This window comes from Corynebacterium sp. KPL4035 (assembly GCF_037908325.1).
Classification (GTDB): domain Bacteria; phylum Actinomycetota; class Actinomycetes; order Mycobacteriales; family Mycobacteriaceae; genus Corynebacterium; species Corynebacterium kefirresidentii.
Window position 1 is genome coordinate 48413 of record NZ_JBBMGF010000001.1, and the last position, 21923, is coordinate 70335.

Genomic DNA, 21923 nt, shown 5'->3' on the forward strand with positions numbered 1-21923 from the left:
CCAGAAAAGCAATGGCGGTTGCCTTATTGTTAAAAACCCGCGTTTAACAATAAGGGTTCGGGGCGCTGGCTTGTATCGGGCGAATTGGCCTATAAGTGGGTTGGAAAATGGGGGTCTAGCTAGCTTTCTCTTTCCAGCCGCGTGGTCCACTGGTGCTCCCAGCGGGTGTGCGGGGGAGCCCCGGTACCAGTGCCATCAACTGGTCTGGATTTTCCCATCTACTCAAGCGGAACGCAGCAGGAGCTCTTTAAAAGCTGTTTTCCTAACCAGACGTCGCTCGATGTCGAGCGGGGTTAGGGCTGCTGTGTCGAAAAGTAAACTCATATATCTACTGAACGGTGTTCAACTCTTCGATACTATCTATACATGAATTTCTACTCTGTGCGTATGCGCGCAAACACAGCTGGTCAGCACATATCCGGTGCGGAGGATATCGTAAGCGCCAATGACGTGGCTGCGACGTGTGCGGCCCTGGCGCAACGCGCTCTTAACCACCCCAAAGGTAGCGCGGAAAACACAACCATCACGGTAGAAGCCTTAAAGGAAGAAGAGATTTGGCGAGTACCCCAGGTGAGCATTAAAAACCTGGACGTGAAATCTCCGGAGCACGCGCAAACAGTTATACGGGATTTGTTGCGTGGTCATACCCCACATGTGGAACGCATTATTGAAACAACCTTTGCGGTCCGCGATATGCGCGGTGCCATGCTTATCGATGCCGCCCAAACCGAGCGCCTTGAACCCGATCTGCAAAGGGGGATACGCGTGAGCCATATTGGTGCTAAGGTGGCCTTTTCCACGGAGCGCGTAGGCAAAAACGCGGCTCTCGAGGCAGTAATTCTCGCCAGTAAAGTTGCTGCGCACCCAGATGTTCTAGCGGAGCTATGTATCTCCGATGACCCCGACTACACCACGGGCTATGTTTGTGTGGCTGGCACATATCATCGGGTGCCGCACATCAAAGAACCTGGCTCGCGGGCTGGAGGGCGCGCTTTTATTATCCGGCCAGGAGCTGATGTCTTAGCGCTCATTGAGTATCTGGAAAGCCAACCCGTCCTAGTAGAAGTGAACTCGATAGCATGACCCCTAGTCTTGAACAGGCCGTACAGGCTCGACTCCAACAATGGGATGAGGACGGCCTTTGGCGGAGTCCTTCTGTCTTTGCAAGTGGGCAAACCCCTAACGCGATAGTGCAGCAGGCGGGAGACCACCGTGTTCGCGAGGCAGTTCTTTTTAGCTCTTCTAACTATTTGGGCTTAGCTGAGCACCCAGACATCGCTCATGCGGCAAAAGAAGCCATCGATGAATACGGCGTTGGATCCGGTGGCTCGCGGTTGACCACTGGCTCGGGGAAACTGCACATAGAAGCGGAAGCTGCTGTAGCAAGCTTCACCGGCTATCCCGATGCGGTGCTTTTTGCCAGTGGCTATCAGGCCAATATTTCTACATTGCAGGCGCTAGCGTCACCAGAGCTGACTATTGTCTCAGACGCTCGAAATCACGCCAGCATTATCGATGGCTGCAGGTTGGCCAAGGCGAACGGCGCGACCGTGGTCGTGACCCCGCACCGCGATGTAGAGGCCGTGGACAAGGCTTTATCCAGCAGAACAACCGAATACGTACTCGTGGTTACAGATGGCCTGTTTTCTATGGATGGCGTGCTCGCCCCTTTGCCCGACCTGTATAAAGTCACAGACAACCACGGGGCTTGGTTAATGGTGGATGATGCCCACGCCTTTGGCACTATAGGAACTACTGGCCGTGGGCTTCCAGAGCACTTTGGCATTCGGCCCGATATTCAGCTCATTACCGCCAGTAAAGCTCTCGGGGCCGAAGGCGCCTTGGTGGCAACAAGCGGGCCAGTAGCCCAACTATTGCGCCAGCAAGCGCGTTCCTTTGTGTTTTCCACTTCGCCCACGCCGGCTATTTGCGCCGCTATTACTGCGGGCGTAAACCTACTGGGAACCAATCCGAATCTAGTCGGCGGTCTGCAGGACAATTTTTCTTATTGGCATCAACGCAGGGGAACCTTGAAGCCGGAAGGTCCTATCATTCCTATTCACGTGGGTGATGAATCTGTAGCGATGGAAGCGAGCGCCGCGCTGCTTGAACGAGGATTCATAGTCCCCGCAATTCGGTGGCCTACCGTACCTCACGGAGCCGCAATCTTGCGGGTGACTTTAATGGCTACCCACACCAAGACACAGATTGATGCGCTTTGCAATGAACTGGAATCTCTCCATCTGTAGGCCGGTGGTGTGCCAGCAGGCATAAAAGAGGGCCCACGCGGCGCACATTGGCGCGGCGTGGGCTGGGGGAGAGGACTAGGAATTAGTCCTGTGCAACACCGACGTTGACCTCGATGTTGCCGCGGGTGGCCTTGGAGTAAGGGCACATCTGGTGTGCGGCGTCGGCAAGCTCCTGTGCCTTGTCATCCTCAACGCCTGGGATGGTGACCTCGAGGTCAACGCCGAGGAAGAAGCCCTCGTCGTTCTTGCCCAGCTTAACGCGGGCGCCGACGGAGGAATTCTCCACGTCAACACCCTTGTCCTTGGCCACTGCCTTGAGTGCGGAGTGGTAGCAGGCGGCGTAACCGGCAGCGAAAAGCTGCTCCGGGTTAGCGCCCTCACCGCTGCCGCCCATTTCCTTTGGGGCGGTCATGGTGAAGTCCAGATCGGAATCCTTGACTACAGAGCGGCCGTCGCGGCCTGCTCCGGTGGAGAGTGCTTCGGTGGTGTATACGGCGTCCATAATGACTCCTTTTCTATCGGGTCTTTGTACGTCCGTCAATTGTACGCAAGAATTCTAGTCCTCGACGACGTTGACGGTGACCTCAATATTGCCCCGGGTGGCATTGGAGTAGGGGCAGACCTGGTGGGCGGCGTCGGCAAGCTGCTGGGCTGTGGCCTGGTCTTGAGCTGGGATGGAAACCTCCAGGTCCACTGCAAGCTGGAAGCCTTCGCCCTGCTTTCCGATGCCCACTCGTGCACCCACCGCAGAGTCACCCAACTCGACCTTCTGGTTGCGGGCCACGGCCTGCAGAGCGGAGTGGAAGCAAGCGGCGTAGCCGGCGGCAAAAAGCTGCTCTGGGTTGGCGCCTTCGCCGTTGCCTCCCATTTCCTTCGGGATGGCCAGGGTGAAGTCGAGGTCAGAGTCCTTGACTGTGGCGTGGCCGTTGCGGCCTGCTCCGGTGGCTAGTGCCTCGGTGGTGTACATGGCGTCCATGATTGCTCCTTTCGATTTTACAATCCGGTTTTAATATCCACTTTTGATTGTACACAATTAAATTGCGGACAATATTTTCTTGGCGTCTATACTTTTGGCTATGAATGACGCGCCCACTGATTACCTTTCTCTCGATAGTCAGCTGTGCTTCTCGATTTACCGTGCGAGTAGGGCGGTAGTGCGTTCCTATCGGCCACTCCTCGATGAGCTGGGGCTGACCTACCCCCAATACCTGGTCATGTTGGTGCTGTGGGAGGCCGACGAACCGGTGCCACTTAAATTCATTCATTCCCGCCTCGGTCTGGATAGCGGCACGCTTACCCCGCTGCTTAAGCGCCTAGAAAAGCAGGGGTACGTGGAGCGACGCCGTGATCCCGCCGACGAGCGCCGCACCCTCGCTAGCCTCACCGCCGACGGCGACGCCCTGCGCTCCCGCGCCGAGTGCATCCCCGAAGCAATGGCCGAGGCTTATGAGAAGTTGGGCCTCGACCTAGTGGAATTTAAAGAGTCTCTCGATATCCTTGCCGCTACTCCCGTCGACGTGGAGCTACCGTGGCCGTCCGAAGAAGACTTTGTGAGGTAGGGGGGCTTAGTTCGTCGTGGCCACGCGCCTGGACCATATGCTTTTGTCGGCGGTTTCGAATGAGGCGCGAACTGTTTTGTCTCCGGGCTTTTCGCACGTGAGAACTCGCTGGTCGCTGCCCATGCGGCAGTCAAGGTCATAGGATTGCTTGGTCACCGGGCTGCTGGCGGAGACATCCGCGTGGTATACCGATGTCACCGTGGGATCTGGGGAGCGCAGAGTGTAGCTGGCCTGTATCGCGGCATCAAAGACCGCGGCGGCGAATTCGCAGGAGGTCGCATCGCCGGCGTCGATGGAATCGCCCGACGATGATGTGCCACAGTAGCCGCCAATCTGGCCTACATGGATGTTGTGTTTGCCGCCGGCCGGTGGTGTGGGCTGCTCTGGGGCTGCCTCTTTGGTGACCGTTTCGGTGCGATGTTGCTTCGTTTCCTTCTCCGGGCTGGTTTCTTCTGCATTTTCACCAGCCGGGGAGTTGCTATCTTGCGCAGTGGAGAAGGCTGGCTCTTCTGCTGGGGTGGAATCAGAGTTGGAGTCTGAACCGGAGCCGCAGGCGCTTAGCACAAGACCGGTAGCGAGGAGCACGGACGCGAGAGGGAGAATGGAAGGGCGTTGCATAGGGATACTGTAGCGCCCTTCGGGGTGTGGCGCGCGGCTAATGGTCTATACGAGCGGGTGGAACTGGCGCATCTTCGGGTGGCAGAACCTTCGGGTACTTTGTGGCTGTGCCAGAGGAAGTGGCCGCGCCGGTTGCACCGCTGGTTGCGGCGGCATCGGCGTTGCTGGTGGGGGAAGGACGGTGGGGAGTGGGGTCCCAGTGGACGTCGACAAGCTTGCGCTGGCACACCCACCCCAAGGCCAGAATGGCCAGCGCAATGAAGGCAATGAAGACGAGGCCCAGGGCGCCATCGGCGTGAATGGACCAGCCCAGCAGCAGGCCGAGCCAGCCAAAGTCAGCGTCGCCGAAAGTGGTATTCGCGGAGCCGAAGGAACCAAGGACACCGAGGAGGAATGCCGGCAGGAAAGTAATGATGAGGCCGTTGACAAAAGCACCGAGCGCGGCACCACGGCGGCCGCCGGTGGCATTGCCATAAACGCCTGCTGCACCGCCGGTGAAGAAGTGCGGCACCAAACCGGGCAGAATCAGCGCAATGCCAAAGGCTGGATTGAGCCAGGTAGACAGGACGGCGAGGCCGACAAGTCCGCCGAGGAAGGAAGAAATGAATCCGATGAGCACTGCGTTCTGGGCATAAGGAAAGACGATGGGGGCATCCAGTGCAGGGATCGCGCCGGGCACCACCTTGGCTGCGATGCCCTGGAAAGCAGGCACGAGCTCGCCCAGGATGGTGCGGACGCCAAACAGGATGACGGCCACGGCTACGCCAAACTGGAGTCCTTGGGTCACGGACTGCATCAAGAAATTGCTCACATTAGTGGCGCCATCTGGAAAGGCCGTGAAGGCTTCCTCGGAACCGGCGCGAGCAATGAAGAGCACGGCGAGGACCACGTACATCAGCGCCATGGATAGCGCGGTTGCCACCATGGAATCGCGCAAGAAGCGCAGGCCTTCCGGCAATTTCAGGTCCTCAGTGGAGGGCGACATTTTCTTACCCTTGCCGCCCACCAGCTTGCCGACGCCGCCCGCAGCCAAATACCCCGCAGTGCCAAAATGTCCGATGGCCACGGAGTCATCGCCGGTAATGCGGCGGGTAAATGGGTGCGCGATGGCGGGGAGCGAAACCATAAGAATGCCAAGGAGCGCTGCTCCGAAGGCGATGACAATCCACGAGGAATACCCGGCTGGTGCAAGCACCATGGTGAGAAGAGTCGCCATGAAGAGAACATGGTGACCGGTAAGAAATACGTAGCTCATTGGCGTAAAGCGGGCGAGCAGCAGCGAAACCACAAAGCCTAAGATCATGATCCAAGCGACTTGGCTGCCGAACTGATCTTGCGCAATACCTACGATGGCTTCATTGGTGGGAACCACTCCCTGAGCCCCGGTCGCGCCAGTAATCATGGCACCCAGCGGCTCCAAGGAATCGGTGACTAGGCCTGCACCGGCGCCGATAAGGAGGAAGCCGAGCGTGGCCTTGATGGCGCCGCCAATGGTTTTGCCGGTTCCGCGGCCCATCGCTGCCAGCCCCACCGCGGTGATGATGCCGATGAGAAACGCTGGCACGGAGAGAACTTCATTAACAAGGAAATTCGCTATAGCAAGAAGAAAGTCCATGAGGATGCTCCTTAGATGTCATAGAGCTCGCGCAGAGCCCCATCGATTTCAGACATGGAGGTGAAGTCTTGGATGACGTAGACAGGAACCCCGACATCACCTAGCGTTGCAGCAATTTCGCCGGAGGTGAGCAAGAAATCCGCCTCACCAGCTCGTCCTTTGGCTGAGATGGTATCCGTGGCTTCCACGGTGAGGTAAGGGCCCCAATCCCACTCATCGAGCACCTGCTCGAGGGTGTTTTTGAGGAACAATGACGTACCTAGCCCGTTGCCGCATACCGTGAGAATTTTTCCTTTGGAGGCAACAGAATCGGCGGCCGTTTGCTTCGCTGGTTGCGCCTTTGGCCCCGACGTTGCTGTGGAAGCTGCGCGTTTCTTACTCGACGTCGATGCCGTGAGGACTGCGCGGAGCCCCTCTTCAGATTCTGCGCTATCAAGCTCGTCGCGTTTGGTGGCTAGCAGCTTTGCGAGCTGTTTCATCGCCTGCAGATGCTCGGAGTCACTCCGTGCGGCAAACGCTACGACGAGGTCTACAGGGTCATTGGAATCATGCCCGAATTCCACCGGCTTATCCAGGCGCACCCACGACAGTGAGGTTTCTTTTACCGCCTCCGAAGGGCGCGCGTGCGCAAAAGCGAAACCGGGAGCCACGACAATATATGGGCCCGTTTCTTCCACGGAGTGCACCATTGCTTCCGTGTAGTCTGCGGTTATCGTGCCAGCTTCTTCAAGCAGCGATCCCGCAAGATGGATAGCTGCTCGCCAGTCCTTGGCGGTGCCGTGCAAGTCCACGGCACCGGGCACCAAGAGGGAATCTAGTGTCGCCATATGTATCTCCCATCACAAATGCTGTGACATCAAGGTCAATGTCACTCTTGATTTTATGCCGCGGAGAAACGGGAGGTAAATGCAGGGGTAACGTTTGCACTGGGGGAGTTGCAACCGCTCAAGGGGCGGTCGAATTGGCTCTATCGGTCTTTAGCGTGGTCGCAATGCAAAGGGGACCGTGTGTTCTCGGAAAGGCCGGACCTGGAAATGGACCTGTGCTAAGGGGAAGGGAAATGAGAAATCCCCGCCGGCGCGGGGAGAAACACAGCTAAAGTGCTGCTTTGCGCACTACAACAGGCCCATCCCATTGGATACAGGAGGGGCCTGGCTACGCCTGTCAAGTACTGCCTGCCTCAGTGAGAAATGGGCTCGATTTCCTTTGGGCGTTGTATCTCGGCGGGCTTCGCTTCCTGTATCGGCTAGAACGGGAGATTTAAGCGCGTTGTATACGGGCAGTTAATTGAGCTCGAAAGTTTGGCGTCCGATTTCATCTTGGCTGAAGGACTTAGTTGCAACAAGGTCCACAGGGGTAGTTAGATCATCGAGCTCGTAGGCTATGGTTCCAGCGACAGTGCCTCCCTTTTTAATCTGCTCAAGCTGAGTATCGTCAGTTTCAGGATCAATATAGGAACCGAGGTCGAGCTCGTTTACTTTATTCGGATCATTGTCTTGGATGGCGGTGAAGTACACGACAAAGTCGGTGGTGGTTAGAGTTTCATCCGTTTTATTGGTTACGTCATAGTTAAAAACGAGAAGTGGCTTTTCACCTATTTCATTACCAGGCTCACCGGGCTTGATAACACGGTGATCGGTTATTTCGAACTTGGCGGCTGGAACATCCAGGACTCCATTTTTAAAGGTTTGGCCAAAATCCGTGCTCTTTAGCTCTCTAATGGTTGTCGGATCATCCTTCACTTTCTTCATGTGTGTGGTGAATTCCTTATCTTCAATCGCGACCTTGAAAGTTAAGGCGTCGTCATCGATAGAGAAATCTTTCTTGTCGGACGAAGCAGCCATCCACTCAGAGGCGGTGGCAACGGTATCGCGGTTTGAAGTAACGGTCTCACCGGATGCAGCGGCTTGAGCGTCAAAGGTGCCAATCCAGTAGATCATACGATTTTCGCCGTTGTCCATGACCCATTCGATGGTGATGACGTCGTCGGTGATGCTGGCCTCCATCCAGCCATCTTCAGAAGCGCTGTCCTCTTGCTTCCACGTCCCAATTACGGACTTCGCATCGGCCTGTGCATCGGACGCGGAGTTACTGGAGTCGCTCGTCTTTGAGCTGTCACTACCGCTATCCGAGCAGGAGGTAAGCGTGAGAGCAGAGACGAGAATGAGAGAAGAGAGTAGTTTGCGCATAATTAACTTCTACCCGCAGGGGGTAGGAAGCGTACAAATACTCAATAGCGAAGGGGGCAAATTGGTCTTTGGCCGCTCTTTGACTAATCTTTTCAGGGCAGAGAGTCGCCCAAGTGGGCGTGCAATCTGCGTGGGGCTATAGCTCAGTCGGTTAGAGCTACGGACTCATAATCCGTTGGTCGCGGGTTCGAGCCCCGCTGGCCCCACGGTGATAGGGAGGCGTCGGCAAGCAGTGCTGGCGCCTCCTTGTGCTTATCTGCGCATATGGGTGTGCTGATTGCGCAAGGGCGGACGGTGAAGTCTAATAACTATATGGTTGAAGTAGATCCGCTCATTGAATCTCTCTACCGCTGGTCCGATATCAGTGGTGTGCTGCTGATGGGAATTATCGGTGGCACTATGGCGCGCAAGCGCGGCTACGATATCATCGGCTTTTTCTTCATTGCGATGTTCTCGTCGCTAGGCGGCGGCATGGTGCGCGACGTGCTCATTAACCGCGGCACCGTCGCGGCAATGAGCCAGCCGGAATACCTCTACTTGGCTTTTACCGGCGCGCTGATTGCTCGCTTTGTGTACTTCAAAGGCAAGACCTGGGATTATCTGCAAGCGCATGGCGACGCCGTCGTTTCCGGCCTGTGGGCCGCCACCGGCGCGGTGAAGGCTATTACCTACGGCCTGCCGCTTATTCCCTGCATCATGATGGGCGTGTTTACCGCCACGGGTGGTTCGATGATTCGTGACATCGTGATGGGGCGCGAGCCGAGCGTCTTTGGTGATAACCAGCCAACAGTTATTCCGGCCGTGGCTTGTGCGATTATTGTGCTGGTTGGCCACCATTTCGACATGATGGCCGTGGGCATGATCATTGGGCCTTTGGTCTCCATCTTCTTGGCGCTGCTGGGCATTTGGGCGGGGTGGCGCGTGCCGGCCTACCAAGACTGGGCACCTATTAATGACACCGCCGCACAGGTGAAGGTCCTAGCGAAAAAGGCCGAGAATAAAAGCCGTGCCGTCGGCCGCCGCCTCGAGCCGCACCGCTTACGTGCTTGGCGTCACCGCCAGATGGAGGCAGCGCTGCAGCGGCGCATTGAAAAGGAAGTGCGCTCTGGTAAGCGGCGCAAAGAAGCTGCGGCGGAGGCCAGCGAATTTCTGGAGTCCTTCGAATCCGATGTGGATCAGCTCAGTGCAGTGGTAGCAGAAGGCGATGATACGGACTTCGGCGTGGACCTCACCGGTGATTCCTACACCGAGGAGGAACAGGCCTCCCAGGAGGAATCCCAACGCCTCCTTGATGCCATTCTGGAAGATGACAAGCTTACGGATGAACTCATTGATCGCCTCATGAAGCGCTATGACTCCCGCGACTAGCCCGCGGTTCTTTAGCGCGGCGGCTTAGCGCCCAACCGCGCCGCAAACCTGCGGGTCCGTGATATAGCCTTGCTCGCAGCCATATTGGGTCTGGATTTCTCCGGAGCTCTTATTCCGGTTGCCGTTGGCATCGTTGCCATAGCCGCACAGGTAGGCCGGACACTCCGCACTCGGCCCATTGGGCGCTTGTACTGGCGGTTGAGCGTTTGATTCCTTGCACAACGCGGCAAACTCCACCCAGGTGCCGTCCGCGCATTGGTACTGCGCGGTGTTTTCCTGCTGCCGGTTTTCGGTAGGCGGTTGCACGGCTTCCTGATTTTCTGTTTGTGGTTCGGCGTGCTGCGCGGCATCTGTAGTTGCTACTTCCGTGGTCGTTTTTTCTGTGGACGTTTCCTCGGTGCTGGATTCTGTAGAGCTCGTTTCATTGGCCGTTTCCGTAACGGTTTCTTTCACCGTGGAAATGGTGGTGGCGGTCTCGTCGCTGCCGCCGCAACCGGTGGCAAAAAGGGCTAGGGAAAAGAAGGGAATAAGGAATGATTTCTTCATGCCCCATACCGTAGCCAAACAAGGCGGCGGGTGCCGGAGTCTGTGCAGGGCATAGGGGGAAACGGGCTGTGCGAGGGGGAGTGTTTGCATGGTGGCTGGCAGTGAACTGGCATCTAGTTTTCAGGTGTGCGCACTAATCTAGAGACATGAATCTGAAGTATTACTTCTACGAGCTGTGGAGCATCTTCGTTGACCACGGCTTACCGCTTATCGCGCTGCTGCTGATCGGCATTTTGATCCCGCGCATCGGCAGGCTGGCGATCCGCATCATAGAGCGCCGCCTCGATGAAGATGAAGAATCCACCAAGGCGCGCCTGGCGCTGACCGGTGCGCTGGTCTACATCGTGCAGGCCATCGCGTACTTCCTCATCATTTGGGCGGCGCTGACCAATATCGGTGTTCCTGCGGTAGGCGCGGCGGTGCCGGCGACGATAGTTTCGGCCGCCGTGGGTTTTGGCGCCCAGTCCATCATTGCGGATTTCCTCTCCGGCTTTTTCATCCTTTCGGAAAAGCAATTCGGTGTAGGCGATTACGTCAGCTTTGATGGCGTAACCGATGTGGAAGGCACCGTGGTGATGCTGACTTTGCGCACCACCAAGGTGCGTACGCCTACTGGTGAGCTGGTCACCGTGCCCAATAGTTCTGCCGGCGCGGTAACGAACTATTCCCAGGAATGGTCGCGTGCCGTGGTCAACTTCGACGTGCCCGTGCAAGAAGGAGAGACCCTTCCGGAGATCACGCGCCGGGTGCGCACCATCTCCGAGCAGGCCATCCAAGAGCCATCCATCGCCGTGGATGTCAACGGCGAGCTCGAGGTGCTGCCGGCTACCCAGCTGGTTGCCCCGCAGGCCGCCGGCCAGTCGTGGCACGTGACCTACCGCGTGCTGGTCACCGTTAACCCGGCCCGCCAATGGGCGGTGGAACGCGCCATTCGTTCGGCGCTGCTCTCGGAGTTCTGGGATCACTACAACGTGACCGATCTCGATGAACTGCAGCGCCCGCTGACCCCACCGCAGGGAAATACTGCGGCTCAAGAATCCGTGAAAGATGCTTCCACCGCAGGGGAGGGCCACCACCCTGAGACGAAGGTGGAGCGCAGTGCCGCCACCGCGGATGCTGAGGTGGATGGCCCGGCTAGTGACGGCCCCGGAAAACCCGCGCTGTCTGATGCGGACGACCAAGAACCAGAGCCCTCCCAGGGCATCTGGCGTGGCTTGGAGGCCAATAGCAAGTTCCAAAAGATCGCCACATTCGGCGGCCGAGTCCGCGCATCTACCACGGGGCTTATCCTCGCGCTGCTTGTTGTCGGCGCCTTGACCCTGGCTTCGAGTAATCCCGAAAACGCGGACGCGGGCTGGCTCTCGCCCGAGCACTGGCGCGATAGCGGCAAGGAAACCTCCTCCTCACAGCTTTCCGACGCCCCTTCAAACCAACCCACCCCAGCAACCACCGAGACCGGTACACAGTCCGAACCAACGGAAGATAGTGCCGCTCCCACGGAGACCGACTACCCACAGGGCACTAATGACACTGGCGTGACTGATACGCCCGCCGGCGGCAGGCAGGGAACAGGCGCTACTGGTAATGCCTCCCCGGCCCCGAGTGCCCCCAATGGCGCAGACAACGCGGGGACAGATTCCGGGACCGGCGCCGGCACTGCGCCCACTGCGGGAGGCGACGCCGGCGACGGCGCCCAAGCTTCCGGAACGGCCGGTAGCGCAGGCACAGAGATTCCGGCAGAGCCTCGTCAGTAGGATGTGCCCTCCATTTCGACCACTGCTTCCTTTCGTGGTTGGCAAAGCAGGCATGATCGCTCATGTCGTAGCTCTTGACGTGCAGGAATGATTTTGTGTGGCAAAGATGAAATAGTGCGAGCCGGCTGCGCGTTGCACTTGGCATGACTTCACTATTTGAACCTCTGGAACTTGGCCGATACACGATAGATAATCGCGTGACCATGGCGGCGTTGACCCGCCAGCGCGCGGGTGAAAGCGGAATACCTACTGAGCTGCACCAGAAGTACTACTCGCAGCGTGCCACGGCCGGGCTGGTTGTCACGGAGGGCACCTTCCCCGCGTGGACCAACCGCGCATTTCCAGGCCAGGCAGGCATTGCCACCGAGGAGCAGGCGGAAGGCTGGCGTGCGGTAGCAGACCGCGTTCACGAGGCCGACGGCACCTTGTTCATGCAGATCATGCACGGTGGCCGCACCAGCCACCCAGATCTGATTGACGGTGCAGATCCAGAGGCCCCGAGCTCCTTCGATTGGGGCGGAACCGTGCGTGGCTTTTCCGGCAAAATGGATGCGCCGGTCCCGCGGGAGCTGAAGAAGGAAGAGCTGCCGCGCATCGTGGAGGAATTCCGCCAGGGTGCGCGCCGGGCTATCGATGCCGGCGTTGACGGCGTGGAAATCCACGGCGCGAATGGCTACCTGCTGCACGAGTTTATGGCGGCCTCGTCCAATAAGCGCGAGGATGAATTCGGCGGCAGCCCGGAAAATCGCTGGCGCCTGCCGGAGATGGTTATCCGCGCCGTGGCGGAGGAAATCGGCGCCGACCGCGTAGGTGTGCGATTCTCGCCGGCCCACAATGTGCAGGAGGTCATCGAGGATGACCAGGACGATATGCTGGCCACCTACGGCGGACTGCTCGATGCCCTGGCACCGCTGAACCTGGCTTATGTGTCCCTGCTGCACGGTGAGCCGGAAAGCGAGCTTATCGCCACGCTGGCGCAAAAAGCCCGCGCAAATGGCGTGACCAAGGTGCTGATGAATGACGGCTTCCCTACGGTGACTTCTAAGGAAGACGCGCAGCGTGAAATCGAGCTGGACTACGTGGATGCCGCAGTGGTGGGCCGCCAACTCATCGCCAACCCGGACCTAGTGCGCCGCTGGCGTGAGGGCTTGGAGCTCAACGAGCCGGACCAGGATACGTTCTACCTGGGCGGCGAGCGTGGCTACATTGATTATGAATATGCCGCGGACTAGGGAAAAATCCGCGGCATAAAGGGGGGCCGAGAGGCATCAGAGTGATAGGTAGTGAAATTCCCCAGAGAGGGTCTTTCACTATGCCTATCGAAGGTGTACTACCCGTTCGTTAACACCAAGTGCCTGTCATGTGACAGAACTTACAACTACTTGGTATAGCCCTTGCCTGGGCGCCAGGTCATGGTCACAGCCTCGCGCACCGGGGACTTAGCGGACAGCAGGTTATCCACACGCAGCCAGTGCATTTCTGCGGAATCCGGGCGCACGGTTACAAAGCTATAGCCGTGGTGGTCCAAGTCCACGTGGCGGGTGTGCGGGTTGGCACCTAGCAGGTAACGCTCAGCCAGCTTGGAAAGCTCGTTGCCTTCCGGCAGCTTGAGCTGCTCGTTGACATTGGGCGCAGAAACGGAGGCGCAGACCAGCTCGGCGCCAAAGATGCGGCCATCCTTGCTGATATTATGCGCCCACTCGGAATGGATATCGCCGGTGACAAAGAGGGTGTGGGCATCGTGCTTGGAAAGGGCGTCGATAAGCAGGCGGCGCTCTGCAGAGTAGCCATCCCACTGGTCGCCATTGACCGGAATGCCGGTGATGTTGGAAGACAGCGAGGAAGAAACCGGCTTGGTCTTGTCATCCTTTTGCAGGGTAGCCAGGTTCATGGGGGAGAACATGACGGAATTGCCCAGCATATTCCACTTCGCAGAAGAGGTCTCAATCTTATTGAGCAGCCAATTATATTGCTCGGATCCGAGCATCGTGCGGCCTTCTGCGGCCATCTTGTGCGGGCCAAAGCGCACCTGCTCATCGCGGTAGGTGCGCAGGTCCATCATGGTTAGTTCCACCAGGTCACCAAAAGTCAGGCTGCGGTAGAGGTGGCCCTGCTCGGAAGGATTGGTTGCGCGCACCGGCATCCACTCGAAGTAGGCCTGCATTGCGGCCTTGCGGCGGTCGAGGAAGGCGCCCTCCTTGCCCTCGGTGTGGTTTTCGGCGCCCTCGCGCCAGTTATCGTTGGCCACCTCGTGGTCATCCCACACCACAACCCACGGCAGTGCCCCGTGTGCGGCTTGCAGGTTTTCATCGGTGCGGTAGCGGCCGAAGCGAATCCGGTAATCCTCTAACGAGATAATCTCGTGCGCAGGGTGGTGCAGGCGCACCGGGCCATTACCGGCGTACTCGCGCTGCGGGTATTCGTAGATATAGTCGCCCAAGAAGATCATATAATCCAGCTGGTCGGCGCGGCCGCGCTGGGCAATATCGCCATAGGCGTTAAAGAAGCCGGACTCCCAGTTTGCACAGCTAGCCACACCGAAGGTGAGCTCTTCTGGGGAGGCGCTCAGCGCCGGGGCGGTCTTGGTACGGCCAATGGGCGAGTACTTATCCTGCGCCTTAAAGCGGTAAAAGTACACGGTCTCCGGCTCCAAGCCGTGCGGGTCCACGTGCACGGTGTGGTCCTGGTTGGCATCGGTGGTCACTTCGCCCTGCTTGACGACGTCCCCAAAGCCCTCATCCTTGGCAATTTCCCACTCCACCCGGGTGGCCTCGCCCAGGCCGGATCCCGGCATGGCATCGGCATCCGGGGTTACGCGGGTCCACAAAATGACCGAATCCGGAATAGGATCGCCCGAGGCAACGCCGTGGAGGAAGGGGCGCTCGCCCAGTTGGGGCTCTACCATGTGCTGCTCCACGCGCGGGGAGAGGCTGCTTTGGGCATTGGCAGAGTTGGCGGCGGCGGTGGACAAAGCGATGGCGGCGCCGGCGGTGCCGGTGGTTTGCAGGAAGCGGCGGCGATTGACGTTTCCGCGGGCAGAAGCGGACTGATTCTGAGAATTATTAGGCATGATTTAAAGCTTCGTCATGTTTGCCGCCTGTGCAAGCGATCCTAGGCCAATTACATAAAGAGTTCTTTTTGTCTTAACTGGCGGTTAACTTCCTTGCCCCTCGCCCGGCCCTAGAGTGCGGGCCTTGGGCGGGCTTGGCTCAGTAGGCTGGAGGGCATGAGTGAATTTAGCCAGATCAGCCAATGGCCCGCGGATACGGTGGCCGGTGCTTTGCTGCACCGCGGCGAGGTCATAGAAACGGTAGGAGACACCGCCCGCGAGTTTCCAGTGGCATCGGTGACCAAGCTGGTTGCGGCCTATGGCGTGATGCTTGCCGTGGAAGAAGGCGCGGTGGAATTGGGGCAGCCGGCCGGTCCGGAGGGCTCGACCCTGGAACACCTGCTTGCACACGCCTCTGGCATTTCCTTTGACTCCCGAGAGCCGCAGAAGCCGGTAGGCGAACGCCGCATCTATTCCTCGGCCGGTTATGAGTGGGCCGCAGATACCGTGGCCGATGCCACGGGCATGGACTTTGCCGAGTACCTACGCGAGGGTGTACTTACCCCGTCGGGCATGGATTCCACTCGTCTCGAAGGTTCGGCCGGTCACGGCTTGGTCTCCACGGTGAAAGATTTGGCGGCCTTTGCTGCGGAAGTCCAGGATCCGCAGCTGCTGCACCCATCCACCGTGGCCGATATGCGCCGCGTCCATTTTGGTGGCCTGCGCGGCATTGTCCCGGGCTACGGCAATTTTAAAGATTGTACCTGGGGCCTTGGTTTTGAAATCCACGGCGACAAAGAACACTGGATGGGCGCCCTGCCTGCCGACGCCGTCGGTCACTTTGGCATGTCCGGCACCTACCTCTGGGTGGCCGGCGAGTATGCCATGGTGGCGCTCACGGACCGTGACTTTGGCGAATGGTGCAAGCCACTCTGGCACGATACGAATACCTCCATCTGGAACGCCTTGTAGGCGTCCGGACTCGGCGGAGCTAGCGCCTCCAGTGCGCTAGCGCGTGTCTATAACCTTTTATCGGGGAAGCGGCACGGTGGAAGGCTCCCCCGCAGGGTGGGAAAATCGAGGATTTTTGTGCGGTAGGAGCCATAAAACTTGGGATCGCGGCGTGCCTGTAACTAGCCGCTGTTGGAGGTAAGTCAAATAGGGTTTTCGCGCCCATGAGCAGGCCGTCTGGTGGAGAATATAGAACAAGCCTAGGAAGTTCACAGAAAAGGCCAAGTTTCACATTAATAACACTGGTTTCACCTGCAACTTTAGCCCCAGTCTGTACCTGGGGTTGAGGTTTAGCAAACGGGGGTTGAAGTGAAAGTTGAGGGTTGTAGGGGGAGGTGTGACGCAGGAAAATTGTGTGCAGACGCATCAGACAGTTCGTTGGGGAAGACGAAGCTCGTCTTGCATCGCGCCGGGCCGGCAGGCCTCGTGCGGTGGTGATCTATGTCGAGGGAGAATCGGCTATGAATACGTGCGTTAACCCTGCGCCGGTTGAACAGCCGGCCTCCACCTCCGCGTGGCCCTCCGTCAACGGTGGTGCCACCGTGGTTACCGGTGTGCTCAAGATTTCCGGGATGCCGCGCTCGCTGCGCTCGGAGATTGAACGCGCCATGGATCGGTGCATCCGTACCGAGTCGGAATTTATCATTCCGGGCGATGACCCACTGACCGCTCAGTGGTGCACTCGCTGGTTCCGGGATGGGCTTTCTGTCGCGGCGCTTGCTCGAGGCGGCAAAGCCTGTGCCCACTCAGACAGCGGTATTGGCTGCCACCAGGTGCTGACCGGCACCCGCGAAGAGCTAGATGCGCTGGACTGCGTCGTGCGCTACCTTGCACAGCGCCACGGCTTTACTGCTGCCGTGCGCCTGCCGTAGAAAGCACAGGGAGGGTGGACCAACAGCTGCTGGTCCACCCGCCCTTTTCCTTCTGCCATAAGTAGGGCCGGTTGAGGGCGGCCTATTCCTCCTCGGCGAAGGGATCAAAGATTTTGTCCGGCAGCTCGGCCACCGATTTCAGCACGGCAGAAGGGCGGTAGGGGTAGCGAGAAATCTCTCGGTCATCGGAGATGCCGGAGCGCACCAATACAGTGCGCATGCCGGCCTCGAGACCGGCCTTAACGTCTGTATCCATGCGGTCACCAATCATTACGGTGTGCTCCGAGTGGGCACCAATATGATTGAGCGCCGAGCGCATCATGACCGGGTTGGGTTTGCCCACGTAATAAGGCTCGCGGTTGGTAGCGGCGGTAATCAGTGCAGCCACGGCACCGGTGGCCGGCAATACTCCTTCCGGGGCAGGGCCGGTGACATCCGGGTTGGTGGCGATAAAACGAGCACCATTGCGGATGAGGTTAATCGCGTTGGTGATGGCCTCAAAAGAATAGGTGCGGGTCTCACCAAGCACCACAAAATCAGGGTCATCGTTGGTAAGGATCCATCCAGCCTCGTGCATGGCGGTGGTAAGGCCGGATTCACCCACTACATAGGCCTTGCTGGAGCTTACCTGGCTGGAAAGAAAATTCGCGGTGGCGGTGGCGGAGGTCCAGATGCGCTCGGCAGGAATATCCAAGCCGGTATTGCGCAGGCGGGCAGAAAGATCCCGTGGAGTAGACATGGAGTTATTGGTCAGCACCATGTACTCGATGTCATTATCCTTGAGCGCTTGGATAAATTTATCGGCGCCAGGGATCATCTCGCCTTCTTTGATGAGTACGCCGTCCATATCGGATAGATAAGAAATCATTGGTGGTCCTCCACATACTCGGCAATATCGCCGATGGTTTCGCAGTTGAGCATCGTTTCCTCAGAAAAACGCACCTGGAAGGTCTCTTCCGCGCGCACGGTCAGCTCCACTAGATCTAGCGATTCGACGCCAATATCCTTCAGCCGCGTATCCCGGCTCAGATCTTCCTCGGTACCGGTGACCTTGTTTATGAGCGCGAGGAGCTGGCCGAGCGTATCGCGCTCCGGCTCCTTTTCCGGCGCGCTCGCGTTGAACTTTGCCTGTAATTGGGCGCTGAGGTCGTTTGCCATGCCCACCAGTCTAGTATTGATCCCGTTATGGCATTGAGAAAACGTTCTTCCGTTGTGGCGCGTAGTTGGCTCAAGCGCCTGCGCCCCTCGCACCGCGCTGAGCTAGAAAAACTCTATGGCGGATTGCATGATCCCTCCACCGAGCCGGGCCTTACCCAGGTCAGCGCTTCCGGCACTGTGGAACACGATGGCCTAGATATTGCCTGGTACGAGGTGGGGCGCGAAGACGCGCCAGTAACCGTGGTCTTCATTCACGGCTATTGCTTATCCGCGGAAGCCTATTATGACCAGGCCAATTATCTCCGCGGTCGCAATGCGCGTGCACTCTTGGTGGATTTGCGCGGGCACGGCCAGTCCTCCACGGTCGCCCCAGAGGAGTGCACCGTTGATACGGCGGCTGACGACGTCCTCGCCGTCATTCGAGAGCGCGCTCCCCGTGGCAACCTGGTCATCGTCGGCCATTCCCTGGGCGGCATGGTTGCCTTAAACCTCATCCGCCGTGCTCCAGCCGAGGTTTATGAGCGCATCAAGGGCGCGCTGCTAATTTCAACTTCGATGCGCCGCTTTGCAGCAAAGGGCGTAGCGCAGATTCTGCAGTCGAAATCTCTGCATGCGCTCTACCGCCTCTGTCTGCGCCTGCCTGGTCGCGTCGATAGCGCGCGCTTTGAGGCCGCCCGGTTCATTGCGCCACTTTTTGCTGCGACCTTGGCCGGCTTTCCACAAATGGAGAAGCTGCAATTTCACGTTGCCATGCTTCTCGATACCCCCTTGGCCTCCTACTCCGGCTTCTTCGACGACCTTTTGGAACACGCCGAGTACGGCGCCGCCCCACGGCTGGCGAAGCTCAAGGGCGAGGTGGTAGTCGGAACCGCCGATATTGTCACCCCGCGTTCACAATCCGAGGTGCTCTGTAAGCATTGGCCCGCCGCGAACCTGCAGACGGTGGAAGGCTCCGGACACATGGTGATCCTCGAAGACCCCGAGGCTATCTCCGCGGCCCTTGGCCGCGTCCTTGATGCGATATAGACGGGCCGGATGCATAAGCCCGTTTGCTGGGTACGCAAAAGGCGCCGCGGCGCGGAAGCCGGCGGCGCCTTTCTTGTAGCGCGTGGCGCGGGCCTAGCCAGCACCAAAGCGGGGATTAGTCTTCGATGTGGGTGGTCACGGTCGGATCATCCAGCTTGAGATCCTTGGCTGCCTTCTCCACAACGGAGCGCTCAATCTTGCCCTCGCGAGCCAAGCCATCGAGCACTGCGACGACGATGGACTCGGCGTCGATATTGAAGTAGCGGCGAGCGCCCTCGCGCGTATCGGAGAAGCCGAAGCCGTCCGCGCCCAAGGTGATGTAGGTGCCTGGGACATACGGGCGGATTTGCTCCTGCAGCTCGGTGGTGAAGTCAGAGACACCAACGAACGGACCCTCGTAGCCCTTGAGCTGGGAGGTAGCAAAAGCCTCGCTCGGCTCCTCGCCCTTGCGCAGGGCTTCCTTGTTACGGCGGGCGCCGTCGCGGGCCAGCTCGTTCCAGGAGGTGACGGAGAAGATGGAGGCCTTGACATCGAAGTCGTCGGCAAGCATCTGCTGTGCGCGCAGCGCCTCGTGCACGCCTACACCGGAAGCCAGGATATTGGCAGCAATGGAGCCGCCCTCTGCGGTATTGAAGTGGTAGATGCCCTTGTGCAGGCCCTCCACGTCCAAATCCTCCGGCTCGGTCGGCTGGTGTACCGGCTCGTTGTAGACGGTGAGGTAGTACATGATGGCCTCGTTGTCCTTGCCATACATGCGCTCAATACCGCGGGAAACCAAGTGGGCAACCTCGTAGCCGAAGGCCGGGTCATAAGAAACCACGGCCGGGTTGGTCGCAGCCAAGACAGGGGAGTGGCCGTCCATGTGCTGCAGGCCCTCACCGGTCAGGGTGGTGCGGCCGGCGGTTGCGCCAATGATGAAGCCGCGGCCCATCTGGTCGCCGGCTGCCCAGAAGGCATCGCCGGTGCGCTGGAAGCCGAACATCGAGTAGAAGATGTAGAGCGGAATCATGGCCTCGCCTTGGGTAGCGTAGGACGTTGCCGCAGCGGTAAAGGAGGCAGCGGCGCCGGCCTCAGAAATACCCTCGTGCATGATCTGGCCGTCAGTAGCTTCGCGGTAGGAGAGCATGAGGTCATGGTCAACCGGCACATAGTTCTGGCCACGCGGGTTCCAGATCTTCATAGTCGGGAACCAGGAGTCCATACCAAAGGTGCGTGCCTCGTCCGGAATGATCGGCACGACGCGCTTGCCTAGCTCCTTGTTGCGCATAATTTCCTTGAAGGTGCGTACCAAGGCCATGGTGGTGGCTACTTCCTGCTTGCCAGAGCCCTTGCGTACGGAGCGCAGCTTGTCCAACGCCGGTGCCTCGAGAGGGGTGAAGTCCTCGCGGCGCTCCGGCAGGAAGCCGCCCAGTTCTTTGCGGCGCTCCAGCATGTACTTGATCTCCGGGGAGTCCTTGCCTGGGTGGTAGTACGGTGGCAGGTACGGATCCTTTTCCAGCTCCGCATCGGAGAAAGGAATTTCCTGCTTATCGCGGAAGCGCTTCAGGTCATCCAGGGTCAGCTTCTTCATCTGGTGGGTAGCGTTGCGGCCCTCGAAGTTGTGGCCCAAGCCGTAACCCTTAATGGTGTGCGCGAGGATGACGGTTGGCTTGCCGGTGCCCTTGTTCTCCAGCGCGCGAGCGTAGGCGGCGTAGACCTTGCGGTAATCGTGGCCGCCGCGGCGCAGTGCCCAAATCTCATCATCGGACATGTCTTCTACCAGCTTGGCCGTGCGCTCATCGCGGCCGAAGAAGTGCTCGCGCACATAGGCGCCATCGTTGGCCTTGAAGGTCTGGTAGTCACCGTCAGAGGTGGTGTTCATGACGTTGACCAAGGCACCTTCGGTGTCCTTTTCCAGCAGCTTGTCCCAGCCACGACCCCAAATGACCTTGATGACCTCCCAGCCGGCACCGCGGAAGAAGGATTCTAGCTCCTGGATGATCTGGGTGTTGCCGCGCACCGGGCCATCGAGGCGCTGCAGGTTGCAGTTGACCACGAAGGTGAGGTTATCCAGCTCGTAGAGGGAAGCGATCTGCAGCAGGCCGCGAGATTCTGGCTCATCCATCTCGCCATCGCCCAAGAATGCCCACACGTGCTGCTTGGAGGTGTCCTTGATGCCGCGAGTCTCCAGGTACTTATTAAAGCGTGCCTGGTAGATAGCGTTAATCGGGCCCAAGCCCATGGACACGGTGGGGAATTCCCAGAACCATGGCATCAGGCGTGGGTGCGGGTAGGACGGCAGCCCCTCGCCCTCGCCACGGGATACCTCCTGGCGGAAGCTATCAAGGTCCTTTTCAGTCAGGCGGCCTTCCATGAAAGCACGTGCGTACATGCCCGGGGAGGCATGGCCTTGGAAAAAGACTTGGTCGCCGCCCGAAGGATCATCCTTGCCCTTGAAGAAGTGGTTCAAGCCCACCTCATAGAGCGGGGCAGCACCCGCGTAGGTCGAGATGTGGCCACCTACACCAATTCCTGGGCGCTGTGCACGGTGCACCATGATGGCCGCATTCCAGCGGATCCAGCGGCGGTAGCGCTTTTCCAGTTCCTCGTCACCAGGAAACTCTGGCTCCATGGAGGTTGGGATGGTGTTGACGAAGTCCGTGGACGTCAACGAAGGCAGTTCAACGCGCTTAGCGGTAGCGCGCTCGAGCAGGCGCAGCATCAGGTAGCGTGCGCGCTCCGGATCGGAGTGCTCCAGCAGACCATCGAGGGAATCCATCCACTCGCGGGTCTCTTCTGGATCATTATCGTGAAGATACGATGCAACGCCGTCGCGGATGAGCGGGAAGTTGGAGTCGCCCTTGGTGGCGTCCTTCTCGGCCATTTAAACCTCCTGTATAAGGGTCTGCACAGTTTGCTTACTAGGATAC

The 21923-nt window shown here is 58.8% G+C and carries 20 protein-coding genes and 1 tRNA gene; 10 read left to right on the top strand and 11 right to left on the bottom strand.

What is annotated here, in order from left to right:
- The first annotated feature begins 366 nt into the window (after positions 1-366).
- Together WMP96_RS00215 and WMP96_RS00220 are read left to right on the top strand one after the other, a co-directional pair.
- Positions 367-1083 carry a 6-carboxyhexanoate--CoA ligase gene (locus WMP96_RS00215; protein ID WP_301716643.1) on the top strand — a complete coding sequence of 239 codons (717 nt, stop codon included), beginning with the start codon at positions 367-369 and terminating at the stop codon, positions 1081-1083.
- Positions 1080-2249: an aminotransferase class I/II-fold pyridoxal phosphate-dependent enzyme gene (locus WMP96_RS00220; RefSeq protein ID WP_340431769.1), complete on the top strand. Its 1170-nt coding sequence runs from the start codon at positions 1080-1082 to the stop codon at positions 2247-2249. The genes WMP96_RS00215 and WMP96_RS00220 overlap by 4 nt, the downstream gene beginning before the upstream one ends.
- Positions 2250-2331: 82 nt before the next feature.
- Here the strand turns inward: WMP96_RS00220 and WMP96_RS00225 are convergent, their stop codons facing one another.
- Together WMP96_RS00225 and WMP96_RS00230 are read right to left on the bottom strand one after the other, a co-directional pair.
- Positions 2332-2751: an organic hydroperoxide resistance protein gene (locus WMP96_RS00225; protein WP_301716645.1), complete on the bottom strand. Its 420-nt coding sequence runs from the start codon at positions 2749-2751 to the stop codon at positions 2332-2334.
- A gap of 54 nt (positions 2752-2805) precedes the next feature.
- Positions 2806-3225: an organic hydroperoxide resistance protein gene (locus WMP96_RS00230; protein ID WP_301716646.1), complete on the bottom strand. Its 420-nt coding sequence runs from the start codon at positions 3223-3225 to the stop codon at positions 2806-2808.
- A gap of 100 nt (positions 3226-3325) precedes the next feature.
- Here WMP96_RS00230 and WMP96_RS00235 point away from each other — a divergent pair, with 100 nt between their 5' ends.
- On the top strand, positions 3326-3808 hold the full coding sequence (locus tag WMP96_RS00235) for a MarR family winged helix-turn-helix transcriptional regulator (protein WP_301716647.1): 483 nt from the start codon (positions 3326-3328) through the stop codon (positions 3806-3808).
- Between the two features lie 6 nt (positions 3809-3814).
- Here WMP96_RS00235 and WMP96_RS00240 read toward each other — a convergent pair whose 3' ends face one another.
- The 4 genes from WMP96_RS00240 to WMP96_RS00255 all read right to left on the bottom strand — a co-directional run bounded on the left by WMP96_RS00240 (position 3815) and on the right by WMP96_RS00255 (position 8230).
- Positions 3815-4426 (bottom strand): hypothetical protein, encoded by a 612-nt coding sequence (locus WMP96_RS00240; protein WP_301716648.1) that lies wholly within the window; start codon positions 4424-4426, stop codon positions 3815-3817.
- Positions 4427-4463: 37 nt separating this feature from the next.
- Positions 4464-6041 carry a PTS ascorbate transporter subunit IIC gene (locus WMP96_RS00245; protein ID WP_301716649.1) on the bottom strand — a complete coding sequence of 526 codons (1578 nt, stop codon included), beginning with the start codon at positions 6039-6041 and terminating at the stop codon, positions 4464-4466.
- Positions 6042-6052: 11 nt separating this feature from the next.
- A complete protein-coding gene (locus WMP96_RS00250) occupies positions 6053-6868 on the bottom strand; it encodes a PTS sugar transporter subunit IIA (protein WP_340431773.1) in 816 nt (271 codons plus the stop codon).
- 456 nt (positions 6869-7324) lie between these two features.
- Positions 7325-8230: a DUF5067 domain-containing protein gene (locus WMP96_RS00255; RefSeq protein WP_301716651.1), complete on the bottom strand. Its 906-nt coding sequence runs from the start codon at positions 8228-8230 to the stop codon at positions 7325-7327.
- A 132-nt stretch (positions 8231-8362) separates the two neighbouring features.
- Between WMP96_RS00255 and WMP96_RS00260 the strand changes: the two genes are divergently transcribed.
- Positions 8363-8436, top strand: a tRNA-Ile gene (locus WMP96_RS00260).
- 106 nt (positions 8437-8542) lie between these two features.
- The gene (locus tag WMP96_RS00265) at positions 8543-9598 is read left to right on the top strand and encodes a trimeric intracellular cation channel family protein (protein ID WP_034655891.1); all 1056 of its coding nucleotides are present in this window, start codon (positions 8543-8545) and stop codon (positions 9596-9598) included.
- Positions 9599-9622: 24 nt separating this feature from the next.
- On the opposite strand, the gene WMP96_RS00270 is transcribed toward WMP96_RS00265, so the two are convergent.
- Positions 9623-10144, bottom strand: a complete 522-nt coding sequence (locus tag WMP96_RS00270; protein WP_232212601.1) for a hypothetical protein — start codon at positions 10142-10144, stop codon at positions 9623-9625.
- A 146-nt stretch (positions 10145-10290) separates the two neighbouring features.
- Here WMP96_RS00270 and WMP96_RS00275 point away from each other — a divergent pair, with 146 nt between their 5' ends.
- Entirely contained in the window at positions 10291-11898 is a 1608-nt protein-coding gene (locus WMP96_RS00275) for a mechanosensitive ion channel domain-containing protein (RefSeq protein WP_301716652.1), read from the top strand.
- A 143-nt stretch (positions 11899-12041) separates the two neighbouring features.
- Complete coding sequence (locus tag WMP96_RS00280; RefSeq protein ID WP_301716653.1) at positions 12042-13130, top strand: alkene reductase; 1089 nt, start codon at positions 12042-12044, stop codon at positions 13128-13130.
- Positions 13131-13276: 146 nt separating this feature from the next.
- Here WMP96_RS00280 and WMP96_RS00285 read toward each other — a convergent pair whose 3' ends face one another.
- The gene (locus WMP96_RS00285) at positions 13277-14968 is read right to left on the bottom strand and encodes an alkaline phosphatase D family protein (protein WP_239207494.1); all 1692 of its coding nucleotides are present in this window, start codon (positions 14966-14968) and stop codon (positions 13277-13279) included.
- Between the two features lie 156 nt (positions 14969-15124).
- Between WMP96_RS00285 and WMP96_RS00290 the strand changes: the two genes are divergently transcribed.
- Entirely contained in the window at positions 15125-15919 is a 795-nt protein-coding gene (locus WMP96_RS00290; protein WP_023021124.1) for a serine hydrolase domain-containing protein, read from the top strand.
- 500 nt (positions 15920-16419) lie between these two features.
- The gene (locus tag WMP96_RS00295; RefSeq protein ID WP_051138330.1) at positions 16420-16830 is read left to right on the top strand and encodes a hypothetical protein; all 411 of its coding nucleotides are present in this window, start codon (positions 16420-16422) and stop codon (positions 16828-16830) included.
- A gap of 82 nt (positions 16831-16912) precedes the next feature.
- On the opposite strand, the gene WMP96_RS00300 is transcribed toward WMP96_RS00295, so the two are convergent.
- Positions 16913-17698 (bottom strand): HAD-IIA family hydrolase, encoded by a 786-nt coding sequence (locus WMP96_RS00300; protein WP_023021126.1) that lies wholly within the window; start codon positions 17696-17698, stop codon positions 16913-16915.
- Positions 17695-17988: an acyl carrier protein gene (locus WMP96_RS00305; protein ID WP_239204490.1), complete on the bottom strand. Its 294-nt coding sequence runs from the start codon at positions 17986-17988 to the stop codon at positions 17695-17697. Before WMP96_RS00305 ends, WMP96_RS00300 begins: the two co-directional genes overlap by 4 nt.
- 27 nt (positions 17989-18015) lie before the next feature.
- On the opposite strand from WMP96_RS00305, the gene WMP96_RS00310 reads away from it, so the two are divergent.
- Positions 18016-19014, top strand: a complete 999-nt coding sequence (locus WMP96_RS00310) for an alpha/beta fold hydrolase (protein ID WP_023021128.1) — start codon at positions 18016-18018, stop codon at positions 19012-19014.
- Positions 19015-19129: 115 nt separating this feature from the next.
- Here the strand turns inward: WMP96_RS00310 and aceE are convergent, their stop codons facing one another.
- Positions 19130-21877, bottom strand: coding sequence for a pyruvate dehydrogenase (acetyl-transferring), homodimeric type (gene aceE / locus WMP96_RS00315; protein ID WP_301716654.1), 2748 nt, complete (start codon positions 21875-21877; stop codon positions 19130-19132).
- Between the last annotated feature and the right edge of the window lie 46 nt (positions 21878-21923).